15 protein-coding genes are annotated in these 16,948 nt (G+C 70.7%); 7 read left to right on the top strand and 8 right to left on the bottom strand.

All coding sequences use genetic code 11. The features are described from left to right. Nucleotides 1-106 precede the first annotated feature (106 nt). The gene (locus tag ACQEV8_RS00990) at nt 107-340 is read left to right on the top strand and encodes a DUF6480 family protein (protein WP_432956493.1); all 234 of its coding nucleotides are present in this window, start codon (nt 107-109) and stop codon (nt 338-340) included. Between the two features lie 43 nt (nt 341-383). Here ACQEV8_RS00990 and ACQEV8_RS00985 read toward each other — a convergent pair whose 3' ends face one another. The 6 genes from ACQEV8_RS00985 to ACQEV8_RS00960 form a co-directional block, all read right to left on the bottom strand. After that, nucleotides 384-1,472: a glutamate--cysteine ligase 2 gene (locus ACQEV8_RS00985; RefSeq protein WP_432956490.1), complete on the bottom strand. Its 1,089-nt coding sequence runs from the start codon at nt 1,470-1,472 to the stop codon at nt 384-386. A 112-nt stretch (nt 1,473-1,584) separates the two neighbouring features. Further along, the gene (glgB, locus tag ACQEV8_RS00980; protein ID WP_432956488.1) at nt 1,585-3,792 is read right to left on the bottom strand and encodes a 1,4-alpha-glucan branching protein GlgB; all 2,208 of its coding nucleotides are present in this window, start codon (nt 3,790-3,792) and stop codon (nt 1,585-1,587) included. Between the two features lie 3 nt (nt 3,793-3,795). Next, the gene (locus ACQEV8_RS00975) at nt 3,796-5,166 is read right to left on the bottom strand and encodes a maltokinase N-terminal cap-like domain-containing protein (RefSeq protein ID WP_432956486.1); all 1,371 of its coding nucleotides are present in this window, start codon (nt 5,164-5,166) and stop codon (nt 3,796-3,798) included. 28 nt (nt 5,167-5,194) lie between these two features. Then, the gene (gene treS / locus ACQEV8_RS00970; RefSeq protein ID WP_432956484.1) at nt 5,195-6,913 is read right to left on the bottom strand and encodes a maltose alpha-D-glucosyltransferase; all 1,719 of its coding nucleotides are present in this window, start codon (nt 6,911-6,913) and stop codon (nt 5,195-5,197) included. Beyond that, a complete protein-coding gene (locus ACQEV8_RS00965; RefSeq protein ID WP_432956482.1) occupies nt 6,910-8,907 on the bottom strand; it encodes an alpha-1,4-glucan--maltose-1-phosphate maltosyltransferase in 1,998 nt (665 codons plus the stop codon). Before ACQEV8_RS00965 ends, treS begins: the two co-directional genes overlap by 4 nt. A 74-nt stretch (nt 8,908-8,981) precedes the next feature. Continuing rightward, nucleotides 8,982-9,329: a DUF5133 domain-containing protein gene (locus ACQEV8_RS00960; RefSeq protein ID WP_432956481.1), complete on the bottom strand. Its 348-nt coding sequence runs from the start codon at nt 9,327-9,329 to the stop codon at nt 8,982-8,984. Nucleotides 9,330-9,693: 364 nt separating this feature from the next. Between ACQEV8_RS00960 and ACQEV8_RS00955 the strand changes: the two genes are divergently transcribed. Next, nucleotides 9,694-10,206 (top strand): pep a2, encoded by a 513-nt coding sequence (locus ACQEV8_RS00955; RefSeq protein WP_432956478.1) that lies wholly within the window; start codon nt 9,694-9,696, stop codon nt 10,204-10,206. Continuing rightward, on the top strand, nt 10,203-12,344 hold the full coding sequence (glgX, locus tag ACQEV8_RS00950) for a glycogen debranching protein GlgX (RefSeq protein ID WP_432956476.1): 2,142 nt from the start codon (nt 10,203-10,205) through the stop codon (nt 12,342-12,344). The genes ACQEV8_RS00955 and glgX overlap by 4 nt, the downstream gene beginning before the upstream one ends. A 6-nt stretch (nt 12,345-12,350) precedes the next feature. On the opposite strand, the gene ACQEV8_RS00945 is transcribed toward glgX, so the two are convergent. Then, the gene (locus ACQEV8_RS00945; RefSeq protein WP_432956474.1) at nt 12,351-13,154 is read right to left on the bottom strand and encodes a VOC family protein; all 804 of its coding nucleotides are present in this window, start codon (nt 13,152-13,154) and stop codon (nt 12,351-12,353) included. 251 nt (nt 13,155-13,405) lie between these two features. On the opposite strand from ACQEV8_RS00945, the gene ACQEV8_RS00940 reads away from it, so the two are divergent. Further along, nucleotides 13,406-13,726, top strand: coding sequence for an ANTAR domain-containing protein (locus tag ACQEV8_RS00940; protein ID WP_432956472.1), 321 nt, complete (start codon nt 13,406-13,408; stop codon nt 13,724-13,726). Between the two features lie 21 nt (nt 13,727-13,747). Here ACQEV8_RS00940 and ACQEV8_RS00935 read toward each other — a convergent pair whose 3' ends face one another. Next, the gene (locus tag ACQEV8_RS00935) at nt 13,748-14,539 is read right to left on the bottom strand and encodes an RNA polymerase sigma factor SigF (RefSeq protein WP_432956470.1); all 792 of its coding nucleotides are present in this window, start codon (nt 14,537-14,539) and stop codon (nt 13,748-13,750) included. Nucleotides 14,540-14,788: 249 nt separating this feature from the next. Here ACQEV8_RS00935 and ACQEV8_RS00930 point away from each other — a divergent pair, with 249 nt between their 5' ends. Genes ACQEV8_RS00930 through ACQEV8_RS00920 form a run of 3 tightly spaced genes read left to right on the top strand, consistent with a single transcriptional unit; the run spans nt 14,789 to nt 16,915 of the window. Beyond that, nucleotides 14,789-15,244 carry a MarR family winged helix-turn-helix transcriptional regulator gene (locus ACQEV8_RS00930; RefSeq protein ID WP_432956468.1) on the top strand — a complete coding sequence of 152 codons (456 nt, stop codon included), beginning with the start codon at nt 14,789-14,791 and terminating at the stop codon, nt 15,242-15,244. Continuing rightward, the gene (locus ACQEV8_RS00925; protein WP_432956466.1) at nt 15,241-16,095 is read left to right on the top strand and encodes an ABC transporter ATP-binding protein; all 855 of its coding nucleotides are present in this window, start codon (nt 15,241-15,243) and stop codon (nt 16,093-16,095) included. The genes ACQEV8_RS00930 and ACQEV8_RS00925 overlap by 4 nt, the downstream gene beginning before the upstream one ends. Next, nucleotides 16,055-16,915 (top strand): ABC transporter permease, encoded by an 861-nt coding sequence (locus ACQEV8_RS00920; protein WP_432956464.1) that lies wholly within the window; start codon nt 16,055-16,057, stop codon nt 16,913-16,915. Before ACQEV8_RS00925 ends, ACQEV8_RS00920 begins: the two co-directional genes overlap by 41 nt. Nucleotides 16,916-16,948: the final 33 nt, after the last annotated feature.

Raw genomic sequence — 16,948 nt, 5'->3', positions numbered from 1 at the left:
CGTCATCGGCGGTGCTCGAATGTAGTCGAGTCGGGACCCTTCGGGGTCGGGAAATACAGAAGTGGCACCGCTGATGATCTCGGCGTGATCGGGGGACCCGGGAGGCATGGGGCACATCAGCCCTGATCCCGAACCCGAGCGCACCCCCGGCCTGGAACCGGGTGGCGGCGTACCGCCGGGCCAGACCCCGCCCGCGGAGAGCGGCCTGCCCGAGGCGAGCCCCCAGGAGACTCACAACCCTCCCAAGGGCTGGGCCAAGGCGCCTCTGACCCTGATCATCCTCCTCGTGGTGCTGATCGCGGCGTTCTTCCTGGCCTACGCCATCGTCCTGATGGTCTGAACACCTGACGCCCTGAGCCCGTACTCGACAAGGGCGGGGCGCTTCACGCCTGGGTGTGGCGCACGCACTCGGTGACGACGTCCCGCAGGCTGCCCGTGCGCTTCATCAGCTCGCGCTGCACCGTCGCGCCGTTGCCCTCCCGCAGCAGTTCCTCGCAGGCGGCCCGGGCACGGTCGAGGTCACCGGTGTCCGAGAGGGCCGGACCGACATGGTCCAGCAGGGCACGCACGACTGTCTCTGCGGGCATGCGCCGCATGGTCGCGGGGTGCAGCAGCTCGCCCGTCAGACCCGACCGGGCGGCCTGCCAGTAGGCCAGCCGCAGCAGGCTGACGCTGTGGTCGAGGGGCTCCCGGCCCGCTCGCCACTCCCGTGCGGCGGTCTCGACGAGCCCGCGGACCAGGGTGGCGACCAGCGCGGCCGTGCCGGAGCGCAGACAGACGTCCGAGACCCGCACCTCCACCGTCGGATACTGCCGGGACAGCCGCGCGTCGAAGTAGATCATCCCGTCGTCGAGGATGACCCCGGTGGCCACCATCTCCGCGACCAGCCGGTGGTACCGCTCGGCCGAGCCGAAGATCCCGGTCGGACCGGCCGACGGCCAGCGCTGCCACACCCGGCTGCGATAGCTGCTGTACCCCGAGTCGTGGCCCTGCCAGAACGGCGAGTTCGCGCTGAGCGCCAGCAGCACCTGCAGCCAGGGCCGCACCCGGTCGATGACCGCGACGCCCTCCTCATCGGACTCCACGGCCACGTGCACATGGCAGCCCAGGACGAGCTGCTCCCGGGTGGCGATGCCGTACTGATCCGCCATCCACTGGTACCGCTGGTTGACGCTGATGGCGGGACTGACCGGCAGTGGGGACGTGGCGAGGGCCGCCACGGTGCAGCCGATCTCTCCGGCGTGCCGGGCGGCCTCCTTGCGGCAGCGCGCGATCTCCGCGCGCAGGCTCTCCATGGAGGACTGCGGATGGGTGGCGAACTCCAGCATCTGCTCGTGGAGTTCCTTCTCGAACACGTCCTGATCCGCGTCGTCCCGCTCCGCGTGGGCGAGCACCGCCGCGGACAGGGCCCGCGGCTCGCCGGTCTCCGGATCGACGAGGAGGAGTTCCTCCTCCACTCCGACGGTGCGCACCTGATGCCCGCCCTTCTGCGACCCTGCCGCGTCGTACCACCGGATTCTCCCGGTGGTACGACCCCCAGTGCCCCTCACAGCCGGGTCGGACACCTGGTGCGTCCGCGGGACTTCACGGAGCGAACGGCTTCAGCCACACCGTGGCCAGCGGCGGCAGCGTGATCCGGACAAGGCCGCCCTCCGGTTTGGCCGGATCCGGGTTGGTGACCCCGCTGCCGCCGTACCGTGTGTCGTCGGTGTTGAGGGTCTCCTGCCAGGCGACGACATCGTCCGGGACCCAGAGGCCGTAGTCGTGCCGGACGATGGGGGAGAAGTTCGACACCGCCAGCAGCGGGTCGCCCTCGGCGTCGTACCGGAGGAACGCGAAGACGTTGTCGTCGGCCGAGTCCACCGCCACCCACCGGAAGCCCTCCGGGCGGGTGTCGCACTGCCACAGCGCCGGCGTCGCCCGGTAGGCCGTGTTCAGGTCGCGGACCAGATCGCGCACGCCCCGGTGGTCACCCGCCGAGTGGTAGCCGTCGTCGAGCAGCCACCACTCCGGCCCGTGCTCCACCGACCACTCGGCCCCCTGGGCGAACTCCTGCCCCATGAACAGCAGCTGCTTGCCGGGGTGGCCCCACATGAAGCCGAGGTAGGCGCGGGTGGTGGCGCGCCGCTGCCACCAGTCGCCCGGCGCCTTCGACACCAGCGCCTGCTTGCCGTGCACGACCTCGTCGTGGGAGATGGGCAGGACGTAGTTCTCGCTGTACGCGTACACCATCGAGAAGGTCAGCTCGTGGTGGTGGTACTTGCGGTGCACCGGCTCGTGGCTCATGTACTCCAGCGAGTCGTGCATCCAGCCCATGTTCCACTTCAGCCCGAAACCGAGCCCGCCGGTGTCGGTCGGCCGGGTCACGCCGCCCCAGGCGGTGGACTCCTCCGCGATGGTGACCACACCGGGAGCACGCCGGTACACGGTCGCGTTCATCTCCTGCAGGAACGCCATGGCCGCCAGGTCCTCCCGGCCGCCGTAGGCGTTGGGCTCCCACTGGCCGTCCTCGCGCGAGTAGTCCAGGTAGAGCATCGAGGCGACCGCGTCCACCCGCAGCCCGTCGATGTGGAACTCCTCGCACCAGTACACCGCGTTCGCCACGAGGAAGTTGCGCACCTCGGTGCGGCCGAAGTCGAACTCGTACGTGCCCCAGTCCGGGTGCTCGGCCCGCCGCCCGTCCTCGGGCTCGTACAGCGGGTCCCCGTCGAACCGGGCCAGCGCCCAGTCGTCCTTCGGGAAGTGCGCCGGCACCCAGTCCATGATCACGCCGATACCGGCCCGGTGACAGGCGTCGACGAAGAACCGGAAGTCGTCCGGGGAGCCCAGCCGGGCCGTCGGCGCGTAGAAGCCGGTGACCTGGTAGCCCCACGAGCCGTGGAAGGGGTGCTCGGCGACGGGCATCAGCTCGACGTGCGTGAAGCCGAGATCCTTGACGTACGCCGGCAGCTCCTCGGCGAGCTGCCGGTAGGTCAGCCCCGGGCGCCAGGACGGCAGATGCACCTCGTACACCGACATGGGCGCCTCGTGCACCGGCGTGTCGGCGCGGTGTGCCATCCACTCGGCGTCGGCCCACTCGTAGTGCGCAGCCGTCACGATCGACGCCGTGTTGGGTGGCTCCTCGGCACGGCGGGCCATCGGGTCGGCCTTGAGGAAGCGGTGCCCGTACCGGGAGTGGATCTCGAACTTGTACGCGGTGCCCTCGCCGACGCCCGGCAGGAACAGCTCCCACACACCGGAAGCGCCGAGCGACCGCATCGGGAACTGCGTGCCGTCCCAGTGGGTGAAGTCCGCGGCGACCCGCACGCCCTGCGCGTTCGGCGCCCACACCGTGAACCGGGTGCCTCTCACGCCCTCGTGGGTCATGGGCTCGGCGCCGAGCGCCTGCCACAGCTGCTCGTGCCGGCCCTCGCGGATCAGGTGCAGGTCGAGTTCGCCGAGCGCGGGCAGGAAGCGGTAAGGGTCGTGCGTCTCCTGCTCACCGCCGTCGTACGCCACGTGCAGCGTGTATTCGGGGATCGCGTCCAGCGGCAGCACGCCCGAGAAGAGACCGTCGCCCTCCGAGACGAGGGCCGTGCGCTTCCCGCCGGTCACGACGCTCACGGAGCGGGCGAAGGGACGCAGCGCCCGGAACGCGATCCCGCCGGGGACCGGGTGGGCGCCGAGCAGCGCGTGCGGATCGTGGTGGGCGCCCGCCAGCAGGCGCCCGCGGTCCTCCGGGCTCAGGGCGGGCGCGGTCGCGCTCGGGACCGGGCCTGACGGCTCCGGGATTGAGGTGTCTCGCAGGGCCACGGCTCAGTCTCCTCTCACAGCGAGGCGCTCGATCGCCGCCATCGGTACAGGCAGCCAGTCGGGGCGGTGCCGTGCCTCGTACAGCACCTCGTACACGGCCCGGTCCGTCTCATAGGCGCGGAGCAGTCCGTGTTTCTTGCGCGGATCCCAGCCGGCACGGGCGGCATAGCCCGCGCAGTAGGCCTCGCGGCAGCGCCGCGCCCACTCCGGGCGCCAGGGGCGGCGCTGCCGGGCGGCGTAGTCGAAGGAGCGCAGCATCCCGGCGATGTCCCGCACGGGGGAGTGGGCGCTGCGCCGTTCGGAGAGCGGCCGGGACGGCTCGCCCTCGAAGTCGATGACGAACCACTCACGCCCGGCCCGCAGCACCTGGCCCAGGTGCAGGTCGCCGTGGATGCGCTGGGCGGGCGGCCCGGCATCGCAGGTGGTGAGGGCGGCGAACGCGGTCCGCAGGCCCGGCACGAACGGCTGGAGCGCGGGCACGCAGTGCGCGGCGGCGTCCAGCCGCTCGGTCATCGCCGACGCCGTACGCCCGTTCTCCCCGGGCGCGCCGACCGGGAAGGCCGAGGCGAGCGCGAGGTGCACGTCCGCCGTGGCCGCCCCGAGCGCCCGGGCCTGGACCGTGAAGTCGTCCCCGGCGGCCAGGGCGTGCAGCGCCAGCGTCCAGCCGTCGGAGGCGTCCCGCAGATACGGCTGGAGCACACCGAGCGTCGCCTTGAAGGGATGGTTCATCTGGAACCAGGCCACGGGCGCGGGCACGCGGTGGCAGCCCTGGCGGGCCAGCGCGCCCGGCACCTCCAGGTCCGGGTTCACGCCCGGCTGGATGCGCCGGAAGATCTTCAGGATGTACTCGTCGCCGTACACCAGCGAGGAGTTGGACTGCTCGGCGTCGAGCAGCCGCGGCACCAGTCCGGCGGGGACCCGATGGTCCGGGTCGCAGTCGAAGCGCAGCGGGCCGGCGGTGCCGGGCTGCCGCAGCCGGTCCAGGAGCAGCTGGGCCGAACGGGGGTCGTGCAGGGCGTCGTAGACCGTCAGACCGGCCAGCGGCCCGTCCTGCACCTGCCCGATGAGGGCCCGGCCGAGGCGCGGCGACGGGTGTTCCCGTACGCCCAGCAGAAGCTGGTAGCAGTCGCCGGCCGGGGGAGCACCGCCCGGCGACGGCACACCCGTGTGCCCGGCGTGCCCGGCGTGGACCAGCAGGTGCAGACAGCCTGGGAACAACTCGGTCATCGACAGCAGGCCGAGCTCCGTGACGGGCCGGTCCTTGCCCGCGAACCAGCGCTGGCGGGGCAGCCAGTCGCGCAACAGGGCGCCGAGCGACTCCATGGGCTCGGGCAGGCGCGTGAGGCTCGGGCGCAGGGATGCGGTCTTCGGCATGGTCACGCCTCCTTGTCCCGGCGCGTGCTCACAGTCGCCGTCCGATGCGGGATGCCACTCGGGTGAGCCGGAACCAGTAGAAGCCGTGACCTCCGAGCGTCAGCAGGTACGGGAGCTCGCCGATGGCCGGGAAGCGCACCCCGCCGAACAGCTCCACCGGATGGCGCCCGGCGAACTCGCGCAGATCGAGTTCGGTGGGCTGCGCGAACCTCGCGAAGTTGTTCACGCACAGCACCAGGTCGTCCTCGTACTCGCGCAGGAACGCCAGCACCGCCGGGTTGGAGGAGGGCAGTTCGGTGTACGTGCCGAGTCCGAAGGCGGGGTTCTGCTTGCGGATCTCGATCATGCGGTGGGTCCAGTGCAGCAGCGACGACGGGGAGGACATCGACGCCTCGACGTTGGTCACCTGATGGCCGTAGACCGGGTCCATGATCGCCGGCAGGAAGAGACGGCCCGGGTCGCAGGTGGAGAACCCGGCGTTGCGGTCCGGGGTCCACTGCATGGGGGTCCGGACGGCGTCGCGGTCGCCGAGCCAGATGTTGTCGCCCATGCCGATCTCGTCGCCGTAGTAGAGGATCGGCGAGCCCGGCAGGGCCAGCAGCAGCGCGGTGAACAGCTCGATGGTGTGCCGGTCGTTGTCGAGCAGCGGGGCCAGACGCCTGCGGATGCCGATGTTGGCGCGCATCCGGGGGTCCTTGGCGTACTCGGCCCACATGTAGTCACGCTCTTCGTCGGTGACCATCTCGAGCGTCAGCTCGTCGTGGTTGCGCAGGAACATGCCCCACTGGCAGCCCGAGGGGATGGCCGGGGTCTTGGCCAGGATCTCGGAGACCGGGTAGCGGGACTCGCGGCGTACGGCCATGAAGATGCGGGGCATGACCGGGAAGTGGAAGGCCATGTGGGCTTCGTCGCCGCCGCTCGGGTAGTCGCCGAAGTAGTCGACGACGTCCTCGGGCCACTGGTTGGCCTCGGCGAGCAGCACGGTGTCCGGGTACTGGGTGTCGATCTCCTTGCGGACGCGCTTGAGGAACGCGTGGGTGGCGGGCAGGTTCTCGCAGTTGGTGCCCTCGGCCGCGTACAGGTACGGCACCGCGTCCAGCCGGAAGCCGTCGATGCCCAGGTCCAGCCAGAACTTCAGCGCGGCCAGGATCTCCTCCTGGACGCGCGGGTTCTCGTAGTTGAGGTCCGGCTGGTGCGAGAAGAATCGGTGGAAGAAGTACTGGCCACGCACGGGGTCGTACGTCCAGTTCGACGTCTCCGTGTCGACGAAGATGATCCGGGCGTCCGGATAGCCCTTGTCGTCGTCGGCCCACACGTAGTAGTCGCCGTAGGGCCCGTCGGGGTCCTTCCTCGACTCCTGGAACCACGCGTGCTCATCGCTGGTGTGGTTCATGACGAAGTCGATGATCACGCGCATGCCGCGCTGGTGGGCGGCGTCGACGAACTCCACGAAGTCGGCGAGGTCACCGAACTCCGGCAGCACGGCCGTGTAGTCGGAGACGTCGTAGCCGCCGTCCCGGAGCGGGGATTTGAAGAACGGCGGCAGCCACAGGCAGTCGACGCCGAGCCACTGGAGGTAGTCCAGCTTGGCGGTCAGTCCCTTCAGGTCACCGACACCGTCGCCGTTGCTGTCCTGGAACGAGCGGACGAGCACCTCGTAGAAGACGGCGCGCTTGAACCACTCCGGGTCCCGGTCCCTGACGGGAGTGTCCTCGAAGGTGTCCAGCACGGGCTCGTTCACGGTCATGACGTTCCTGCCCCTCCGATCGCTTGCGCGGCGGGCGGTGACAGGACGTGGAAGACGTGCGCGGGAGCCCGCCCCGGCTCGAGACGCACGTAGTTGTTCCTGCTCCAGTGGTAGGTCTCGCCGGTGAGCTCGTCGCGCACCGGCACCGACTCGTGCCAGTCCAGGCCGAGTCGCGGCATGTCCAGCGAGACCGTGGCCTCCTGGGTGTGGTGGGGGTCGAGGTTGGCGACCACCAGGACGACGTCGTCTCCCGTGCGCTTGCTGTACGCGATGAGGGAGTCGTTGTCGGTGTGGTGGAAACGGAGATTCCTGAGTTGGCGCAGTGCCGGGTGTTCCCGCCGGATGGTGTTGAGCCTGGTCAGCAGGGGGGTGAGGGTGCGGCCCTCGCGTTCGGCGGTTTCCCAGTCGCGGCGGGTGAGCTGGTACTTCTCCGAGTGGAGGTACTCCTCGCTGCCCTGCTTGAGCGGGGTGTTCTCGCAGAGTTCGTAGCCGGAGTAGATGCCCCAGGTCGGGGAGAGGGTCGCGGCGAGGACGGCCCTCACCTCGAAGGCGGGGCGTCCGCCCTGCTGGAGGTAGGCGTGCAGGATGTCGGGGGTGTTGGCGAAGAAGTTCGACCGCATGTAGGACGCGGACTCGCCGGACAGTTCGGTGAGGTAGTCGGTCAGCTCCTGCTTGGTGTTGCGCCAGGTGAAGTAGGTGTAGGACTGCTGGAAGCCGATCTGGGCCAGGGTGGCCATCATGGCCGGGCGGGTGAACGCCTCGGCCAGGAAGATCACGTCGGGGTCGGTACGGTTGATGTCGGCGATGACCCGCTCCCAGAAGACCACCGGCTTGGTGTGCGGGTTGTCCACGCGGAAGATCCGCACGCCGGTGTCCATCCAGTGCCGCAGCACCCGCACGGTCTCGGCGATCAGGCCGTCCATGTCGGCGTCGAAGGCGATGGGGTAGATGTCCTGGTACTTCTTCGGCGGGTTCTCGGCGTAGGCGATGGTGCCGTCGGGGCGGTGGTGGAACCACTCGGGGTGTTTCTGCACCCAGGGGTGGTCCGGCGAGCACTGCAGCGCGAAGTCCAGTGCCACCTCCATCCCCAGCGCTTTCGCCTGCTCCACGAACCAGGTGAAGTCCTCCAGGGTGCCCAGGGCGGGGTGGACGGCGTCGTGGCCGCCCTCCGGGGATCCGATCGCCCAGGGCACGCCGACGTCGTCGGGGCCGGGGGAGAGGGTGTTGTTCTTCCCCTTGCGGAAGGTCGTGCCGATGGGGTGGATCGGGGGCAGGTAGACGACGTCGAAGCCCATCGCGGCGATCGCGGGCAGCCGGCGGGCGGCGGTGCGGAACGTGCCGTGCGGCTGCTTCGCGGTGCCTTCGGAGCGGGGGAAGAACTCGTACCAGGAGCCGTACAGGGCCCGCTCGCGCTCGACGAGGAGCGGCAGGGGCTCGGAGGTGGTGACCAGGTCCCGCAGGGGATGGCGGGCCAGGACCTCGTCCACCTCCGGCGTCAACGCCGCCGCGAGCCGGGCCGGAGGGGGCAGTGAGTCGTCGCGCAGCGTCTTGGCCGCGCCCAGCAGCACGCCGCGGCCGTCGTTCTTCGGTACGCCCGCCGCCGCTCGCTCGTAAAGGTCGGCGCCCTCCTCCAGGACCAGGCCAGGGTCGATGCCGGCCGGTACCTTGATGCCCGCCGTGCGGCGCCAGGTGGCCACCGGGTCGCTCCAGGCCTGCACCCGGTACGACCAGCGGCCGACCGCGTCGGCGGTGACCTCAGCGCCCCAGCGGTCGCTGCCCGGGGCCAGCTCCCGCATCGGCGTCCACGGCCCGGGGCGGCCCTCGGGGTCCTTGAGCACCACATTGGCGGCGACCGCGTCGTGCCCCTCCCGGAACACGGTGGCGGTGACCTCGAACGTCTCACCCACGACCGCCTTCGCCGGCCGGTTGCCGCTCTCCACGGCCGGGCGGACATCCCGTACCGGGATTCGGCCGATGGCCCGGGTCCTACTCATGGTCCTCACCTCCAGCGTGCTCGAAACCGGGCCCCAGGGCCCGGTTCATGGGGACAAGATGTGCGGGAAGGCCCTCACCTTCCCGCCGGGTACCGCCGCTCCGCCGTCGGCGGTCTTCGTCGCACCGCGGTTGCCGGGCGGGGCCGTTCGCTCTGCTCCTGGAGACAGGTGACCTGCTGCTCCTGCAGACGGGTGACCTGCTGTTCCTGCAGATACGTGACCTGGTTCGTGCGCAGGTACCGCTCGGCCGCGTCCGCCGCCTCCCGCGCGCAGCGCTTGCCCATCAGCACACAGAGCGTGTAGCCGGAGTCCTCGAACGTGGTCCGCACCGTGCGGTCGTTGGGTGCCGCGAGCATCACGCGTTCCCAGGCCCGGTAACGCCGCAACTGCCGGGCGACTTCGGCTTTGGCGGGTAGCAGCATGGCGCCGATCACCTTTCGGGCTCGAGGGGCACGGACTCCCGACGGCCGGACGGCGGCCGCGCGCACAGCGGCGCGGAACCGTCACGGCGATCGAGTTCTGTCACACATGGTGCATGTATGACAACGCAACGTCCTGTTGGAGCTTCAACCAGTAGCACGTCCGGGTGAGTGGTTCAGGTCGCCGAGGTCCGCTCGGATGTGCACCCGACCGCCTCAGCTGTGCGCTCGTGTTGCACGAACGGACTAGCCCCCTCACTCTGAGGGTGACTCAGAAGCGATACACGCTCACGTTCCGTGCTCGGGGCTCGTTCCGCAGGACTGCGGGAGCGAGGAGGAGCTGAGCCTCGCGGTGAGGAGCCGACCGATGAAGACCGCAGTGCCCTGCTACTACCACCTCGACGTGGAAGTCAGCCCGGAACGGGTGGGACAGGTCAGCCGCATTCTGGCCGCTCACCTGAAGTTCTGGGACCTGGACAACCTGATCCAGCCCGTCTGCGGCGGTGCCGAGATGCTGCTCGAGGCCATCGACGAACACGCCACGGACAAGAACACCTCGATCGAGATGTGGTGGAACGGGCAGCACCTGATCACCGCCATCGGGGACAACGACCGCGCTCTGCGCCCCGACCAGGAACTGCGAGACTGCCTGGCGCACCTCGCGGCGATGAGCGACGGCTGGGGCTGCTGCGCCACCGAGACCGGCAGCAAGGTCATCTGGTTCTCGCAGCGCGCCCGCGCCGGTGAACGTGTCCCGCTGGTGCCCACCGCGCCCGCCCCGCGTGTGAGCGAGGGCCTCGACGTGCCCCGCGAGGTGCGCGTCGCGCAGCTGGCCGGCCCCGCCGGCACACCGGACGAGGTCCTGGAGGAGGCCCGGTGACCCGTCGCCGGCACCGGAGAGGGGCGTCCGCCTGGAGCGGGCGCCCCTACCCGCTGGGCGCGTCCTATGACGGGGAGGGCACCAACTTCGCCCTCTTCAGCGAGGTCGCCGAACGGGTCGAGCTGGTCCTGGTCGACGACGACGGCACCCACACCCAGGTGCCGCTGGCCGAGGTCGACGGCTTCGTGTGGCACGGCTACCTCCCCGGCGTCGGCCCCGGCACCCGGTACGGCTACCGGGTGCACGGCCCGTGGGCCCCGGCCGCCGGTCACCGCTGCAACCCGGCGAAGCTGCTCCTCGACCCGTACGCCCGCGCGGTGGACGGGCAGATAGACAACCACCCCTCGCTCCACGAGCGGAACCCGGACGGCCCCGACCCGGCTGACAGCGCCGGGCACACCATGCTCGGCGTGGTGACCGACCCGGCCTTCGACTGGGGCGACGACCGCCCGCCCAGCCGTGCCTACGCCGACACGGTGATCTACGAGACACACGTCAAGGGCTTCACGCGCACCCACCCCGGAGTGCCCGCCGAACTCCGCGGCACCTACGCCGGACTGGCACACCCCGCGGCCGTCGAGCACCTCACCTCGCTGGGCGTCACGGCAGTGGAGCTGATGCCGGTCCACCAGTTCGTCCAGGACGGCGTGCTCCAGGGCCGCGACCTGGCCAACTACTGGGGCTACAACACCATCGGCTTCTTCGCCCCGCACAACGCCTATGCCGCGCACGGCACCCGAGGCCAGCAGGTCGCAGAGTTCAAGTCGATGGTGAAGACCCTGCACGCGGCCGGGCTCGAAGTGATCCTCGACGTGGTCTACAACCACACCGCCGAGGGCAACGAGAAGGGCCCCACCCTGTCCTTCCGCGGCATCGACAACTGCTCGTACTACCGTCTGGTCGACGGCGACTGGGAGCACTACTACGACACCACCGGCACCGGCAACAGCCTGCTGATGCGCCACCCCTACGTGCTCCAGCTGATCATGGACTCGCTGCGGTACTGGGTCACCGAGATGCATGTCGACGGCTTCCGCTTCGACCTCGCGGCCACGCTGGCCCGGCAGTTCCACGAGGTGGACCGGCTGTCGGCGTTCTTCGACCTCATCCAGCAGGACCCGGTGATCAGCCGCGTCAAGCTGATCGCCGAGCCGTGGGACGTCGGCGAGGGCGGCTACCAGGTGGGCAACTTCCCGCCGCTGTGGTCGGAGTGGAACGGCATGTACCGCGACGCCGTCCGCGACTACTGGCGCGGCGAGGACCACACGCTCGGAGAGTTCGCCTCCCGGCTGACCGGCTCCTCCGACCTCTACGCGCACAGCAGGCGCCGGCCCCGCGCCAGCGTCAACTTCGTCACCGCGCACGACGGTTTCACCCTGCGCGACCTCGTCTCCTACAACGACAAGCACAACGAGGGCAACGGCGAGGGCAACCAGGACGGCGAGAGCACCAACCGGTCCTGGAACTGCGGCGCCGAGGGCGCCACCCGCGACCCGGCCGTACGGGAACTGCGCACCCGCATGCAGCGCAACCTCCTCGCCACGCTGCTGCTGTCCCAGGGCATTCCGATGCTCTCCCACGGCGACGAACTCGGGCGCACCCAGCGCGGCAACAACAACGCCTACTGCCAGGACAACGAGATCTCCTGGATCGACTGGCGGCTCACCGAGGAGCAGCGCGACCTGCTGGAGTTCACCCGGTACGTCATCCGGCTGCGCACCGGGCACCCCGTGCTGCGCCGGCGCCGCTTCTTCCTGGGCGAGACCCTGACCCGCGCGGACCAGCCGCTGCCCGACCTGGTGTGGCTCGCGCCCGACGCCCGGGAGATGACCGACGACGACTGGCAGCGCGGCGACGCCCACTCGGTCGGCGTCTTCCTCAACGGAGACGCCATCGCCGAACCCGACCCCCGCGGGCGGCCCGTCGTCGACGACTCCTTCCTGCTGCTGACCAACAGCCACTGGGAGCCGGTGGAATTCCGCCTGCCGGACGCCGCCTACGGCGAGCGCTGGACGGCGCTGATCGACACCGCCGACCCGGAGGGCACCCCGGACGAGGCGGAGCACAAGGCGGGCACGGGCCTCACCGTCGGAGCGCGCAGCCTGGTCCTGCTCTCCCGGCCGTCCCGGAAGACATGAGCCGGCTCAGCGGCCGCGGCGCGACGTCACCGTGAACTGCGCGCCGTCGTGGTCGCGCAGCACGGCCTCGTCGCCGCCCTTGGACAGCACGCTGCCACCGTGCAGCTCCGCCGTCCGGGCGCAGGCCTCCACGTCGTCGACGGTGAAGTGGACCTGCCAGTGCGGCCGGATCGTGGGGTCGGGGGCCGCCTCCAGCGCCCCCGACTCGATCCGTGCCACCACGTCACCGCGGCTGCGCAGCACGACCTCTCCACCCTCGTAGTGGACCTCGCAGCAGCCGGGGCGCTGTGTCGCCCAGTCGAGGACCTCGCCGTAGAAGATGGCCGCGTCGAAGGCGTCACGCGTGTGCAGCGTGATGAAGACCGGCTGCGCGTTGCGCCAGGTCTCCCAGTCGGTGAACAGGTCGCCCTCCCAGATCCCGAAGGTCGCCCCGTCCCGGTCCGCCAGCAACGCCGCCCGCCCGGGCGGCAGGGAGATCGGCCCGACCGCGGTGGTGCCCATGCGTTCCTGCACCCGAGCCACCGCCTCGTCGGCGCTGCGTACGGCGAAGTAGGGCGTCCACGCCACCGCCATCTGCCACATGGTCGCGACCCCCGCGATCCCGGCCACCGGCGAGCCGTCCGCCAGCGCGATCCGGTGGCGGTCGCCCAGCTTGGCCGGCCGCCACTGCCAGCCCAGCACGGCACTGTAGAACTCCTCCGTCGCCTCGACGTCCCGGCTGGTCAGGCTCACCCAGCAGGGCGCGCCGACCACGGAGTGTGATGAGACGACGTCCTTCGTGCCGGAGGGGGCGGGCATCTCGTGGTTCATGGTGTCGGGTCCTGATCTCGTCGGCCTGGCAGCCACCGGAGGATTGCACCCAGTGTCCAACCGGAACCGGTGTGGGCGCCTGCCGAGTACCCCGGCGGCGACGCACAAACGGTGTCGTGAACCGGCCTGGTCCGCCCCGGTGGCACCGGGCGTGCCGAGTGACGACGATGGATGGGTCGGACACTGCGTCAAGGCACTCAAGCACCCTGTGTGGCCACACGGACAGCGGCGCACCGGACCCGGAGGTGACCATGCCCACGGACGGGGGCTCGGAGCGGATCTTCGAGCTGCAGGAGGAGATCCAGCAGCTGAAGGAGGCGGTCGTCTCCCACGCCGTCGTGGACCAGGCGATCGGAATGGTCGTGGCGCTCGGCCGGGTCTCGCCCGACCAGGGGTGGGCCGTGCTGAAGGAGGTCTCCCAGCACACCAATATCAAGCTGCGCAACGTCGCGGAACTGATCCTCGTCTGGGGACGCACCGGCATGATGCCCCAGGAGATACGTGCCGCGCTGGAGGACGCCCTCGACCGCGCCGGACCGACGCAGATCCCGGGAACGCCGCCGGAGGCGTGACCCCCGGCGGCCCCGGGCCGCTCACCCGGTCTCGGTCAGCAGTTCCTCACGCAGATGGGCGAAGCAGCTGCTGAGCAGCCGGGAGACGTGCATCTGCGAGATGCCGAGCTGCTCGGCGATGCGGCTCTGCGTCATGCCCTTGAAGAACCGCAGGTAGAGGATGATCCGCTCGCGCTCCGGCAGCGCTTCCAGGCAGGGCCTGACGGCCACCCGGTTGACCACGGTGTCGAAGGCCGGGTCCGGCCCGCCGATCGCGTCCCCGAGCGCGTAGCCGTCAGTCCCCGGCATCTCGGCCTCCAGCGACAGCGCGGAGAAGCACTCCAGGGCCTCCATGCCGGTGCGCACCTCGCCCTCGGTGAGGTGGGCGTACTCGGCGATCTCGGCGACCGTGGGGGAGCGGCCGGGGGTGGTCTGAGACAGCTCCTTGGCGGCGTGCCGCACCCGGTTGCGCAGGTCCTGGACCCGGCGGGGTACGTGCAGCGTCCACATGTGGTCACGGAAGTGTCGCTTGATCTCGCCGGTGACCGTCGGGACGGCGTAGGCCTCGAAGGCGTTGCCCCGCGCCGGGTCGTAGTGGTCGACGGCCTTGACGAGACCCAGGGCGGCCACCTGGTACAGATCCTCCAGAGCTTCGCCCCGGCCGCGGAAGCGGACGGCGATCCGCTCGGCCATGGGCAGCCAGGCCTCGACCAGTTGGTCGCGCAGGGCCTTGCGCTCGGGCCCCTCGGACAGCCGCGCGAGACGTTCGAACGCCGCGGCGGTGTCGGGGGCGTCGTCGTGGGGGTGCGTTCTGGTGCTGCCGGCGATACGCATGATGCGCACCTCCCTGAGCAGGTGCCGAATGGACAGACACCGTGGGAAGCACGGACTCGGACCTCACGGCAGGCACCGGGGGCCCGGGCGGCTCCCACGGACGTGCCTCCTGTCCGAAGCACTTCACAGCCCATTCCCGGGCGGGAAGATTACGAAACAATTCTGACAATACGCCCACTTGGCCTTTCTTGACTTCTCTTGACCTCTCCATGGATCGATTAGCTCTGTTACAGAACTAATCTCGGCCGCATGGAGCCGGAGAACCTTCCCGAAGAGCTGGCCGACGCGCTCGTCGGGGTCCAGCGGCTGATCAGGCGCCGCCTGCGGCGGGAGATGCCCGATCCGCGGCTGCGCGGCGCCGAGGTGGAGTTGCTGCGGCTGGTCGTGACACGGCCCGGGATCGGCGTCTCGGACGCCGCCAAGGACCTCGGGCTGGCGGCCAACTCGGTGTCGACCCTGGTCAATCAGCTGGCAGGGGCGGGCTATCTGGTCCGCGAGAGGGACCCGGCCGACCGGCGGGCCGCCCGGCTGCTGCCCACGCCCGCCGCACGGACACGCCTCGACGCGTGGCGCCGACGCCGCACCGCCCTCGTGGGACGCCATGTGTCCCGCCTCGACGAGACGGACCGCCAGGCGCTGCACGCCGCGGTCCCGGCCCTGCGCAAGCTGGCCGACACCCTGCACGAGGAGGCCGAGGAGTCATGACCCGGGACACCGACCCGCCCCAGGCCGACGCGGTCGCCTGCACCGGACTCGCCTACGCCTTCGGCGACACCAACGCCGTGGACGGGCTCGACCTCACGGTCCGGCAGGGCGAGGTCTTCGGGCTGCTCGGCCCCAACGGCGCCGGCAAGACCACGGCCATCCGCTGCATCACCACCCTGCTGCCGGTCCCCGCCGGCATGGTCCGCGTCTTCGGCCACGACACCGCCGACGACCGCATGGCCGTACGCCGCATGCTCGGCTACGTACCGCAGCAACTGTCCGCGGACGCCGGCCTCACCGGACGGGAGAACGTCGCCCTGTTCGCCCGCGTCTTCGACGTGCCGCGCCGGGAGCGCGCCGAACGCGTGGGCCAGGCGCTGGCGGCGGTCGATCTCGCCGACGCCGCCGACCGGCTCGCCGCCACGTACTCCGGCGGCATGGTCCGCCGCCTCGAACTCGCCCAGGCCCTGGTCAGCGCCCCGCGCCTGCTGATCCTCGACGAGCCGACGATCGGCCTCGACCCGATCGCCCGCACCGGCGTGTGGGAGCACATCGGCGCCGTCCGCGCGGCCACCGGCATGACCGTGCTCGTGACCACCCACTACATGGACGAGGCCGACCAGTACTGCGACCGGGTCGCCCTGATGCACCGCGGCCGGATCCGGGCCCTCGGCACCCCGGACGAGCTCAGGGAAGGGCTCGGTGCACGCCGCCGCGCCGCGGGCACGGCACCGGACACGCTGCCCACGCTGGAGGACGTCTTCCGTGACGTGGCAGGCAGCGGTCTCGACGAGGCAGGAGATTTCCGCGATGTCCGAAGCACCCGCCGCACCGCCCGCCGGGTCGGCTGACCCCGTCCGTGACGACGCCATCGCACTGCTGCTGAAGCCCCCGCGGCCCCGCGCCGGTTGGCGGCTGCTGCCCGCCCGCGTCGGCGCGATGTGCGCGGTCGAACTCCAGAAGCTGCGCCACGACCGCACCGAGCTGTACACCCGGGCCGTCCAGCCCGCCCTCTGGCTGCTGATCTTCGGTCAGACCTTCACCCGCATCAGGGCGATCCCCACCGGCGGCATCCCCTACGTCGACTACCTCGCGCCCGGCATCATCGCCCAGTCCGCGATGTTCATCGCCATCTTCTACGGCATCCAGATCATCTGGGAGCGCGACGCCGGAATCCTCAACAAGCTCCTCGTCACGCCGACCCCGCGATCGGCCCTGATCACCGGCAAGGCCTTCGCGGCGGGCGTGAAGTCGCTGGTCCAGGCGGTCGTCGTGCTCCTCATCGCGGCCCTGCTCGGCGTGGCGCTGACCTGGAACCCGATCCAACTGCTCGCCGTCGCCGCGATCGTCGTCCTCGGCTCGGCCTTCTTCTCCTGCCTCTCGATGACCATCGCCGGTATCGTCCTGAACCGCGACCGCCTCATGGGCTTCGGACAGGCGATCACCATGCCGCTGTTCTTCGGCTCCAACGCCCTGTACCCGGTGTCCGTGATGCCGGGCTGGCTCCAGGCGGTCAGCAAGGCCAACCCGCTCAGCTACGAGGTGGACGCCCTGCGCGGACTCCTCCTCGGCACGCCCCACCATCTGGCGGCCGATTTCGCGGTGCTGCTCGTGGCCGCCGCGCTCGGCGTCGCCGCGGCATCGGCCCTGCTGGGTCGGCTGGCCCGTTGATCTTCACTCGGGAAAGTGATGTGCGGCACGCCT

The organism is Streptomyces sp. CA-179760, from assembly GCF_050937045.1.
Lineage (GTDB): Bacteria > Actinomycetota > Actinomycetes > Streptomycetales > Streptomycetaceae > Streptomyces.
This window is presented reverse-complemented; position numbering and strand designations above follow the sequence as displayed.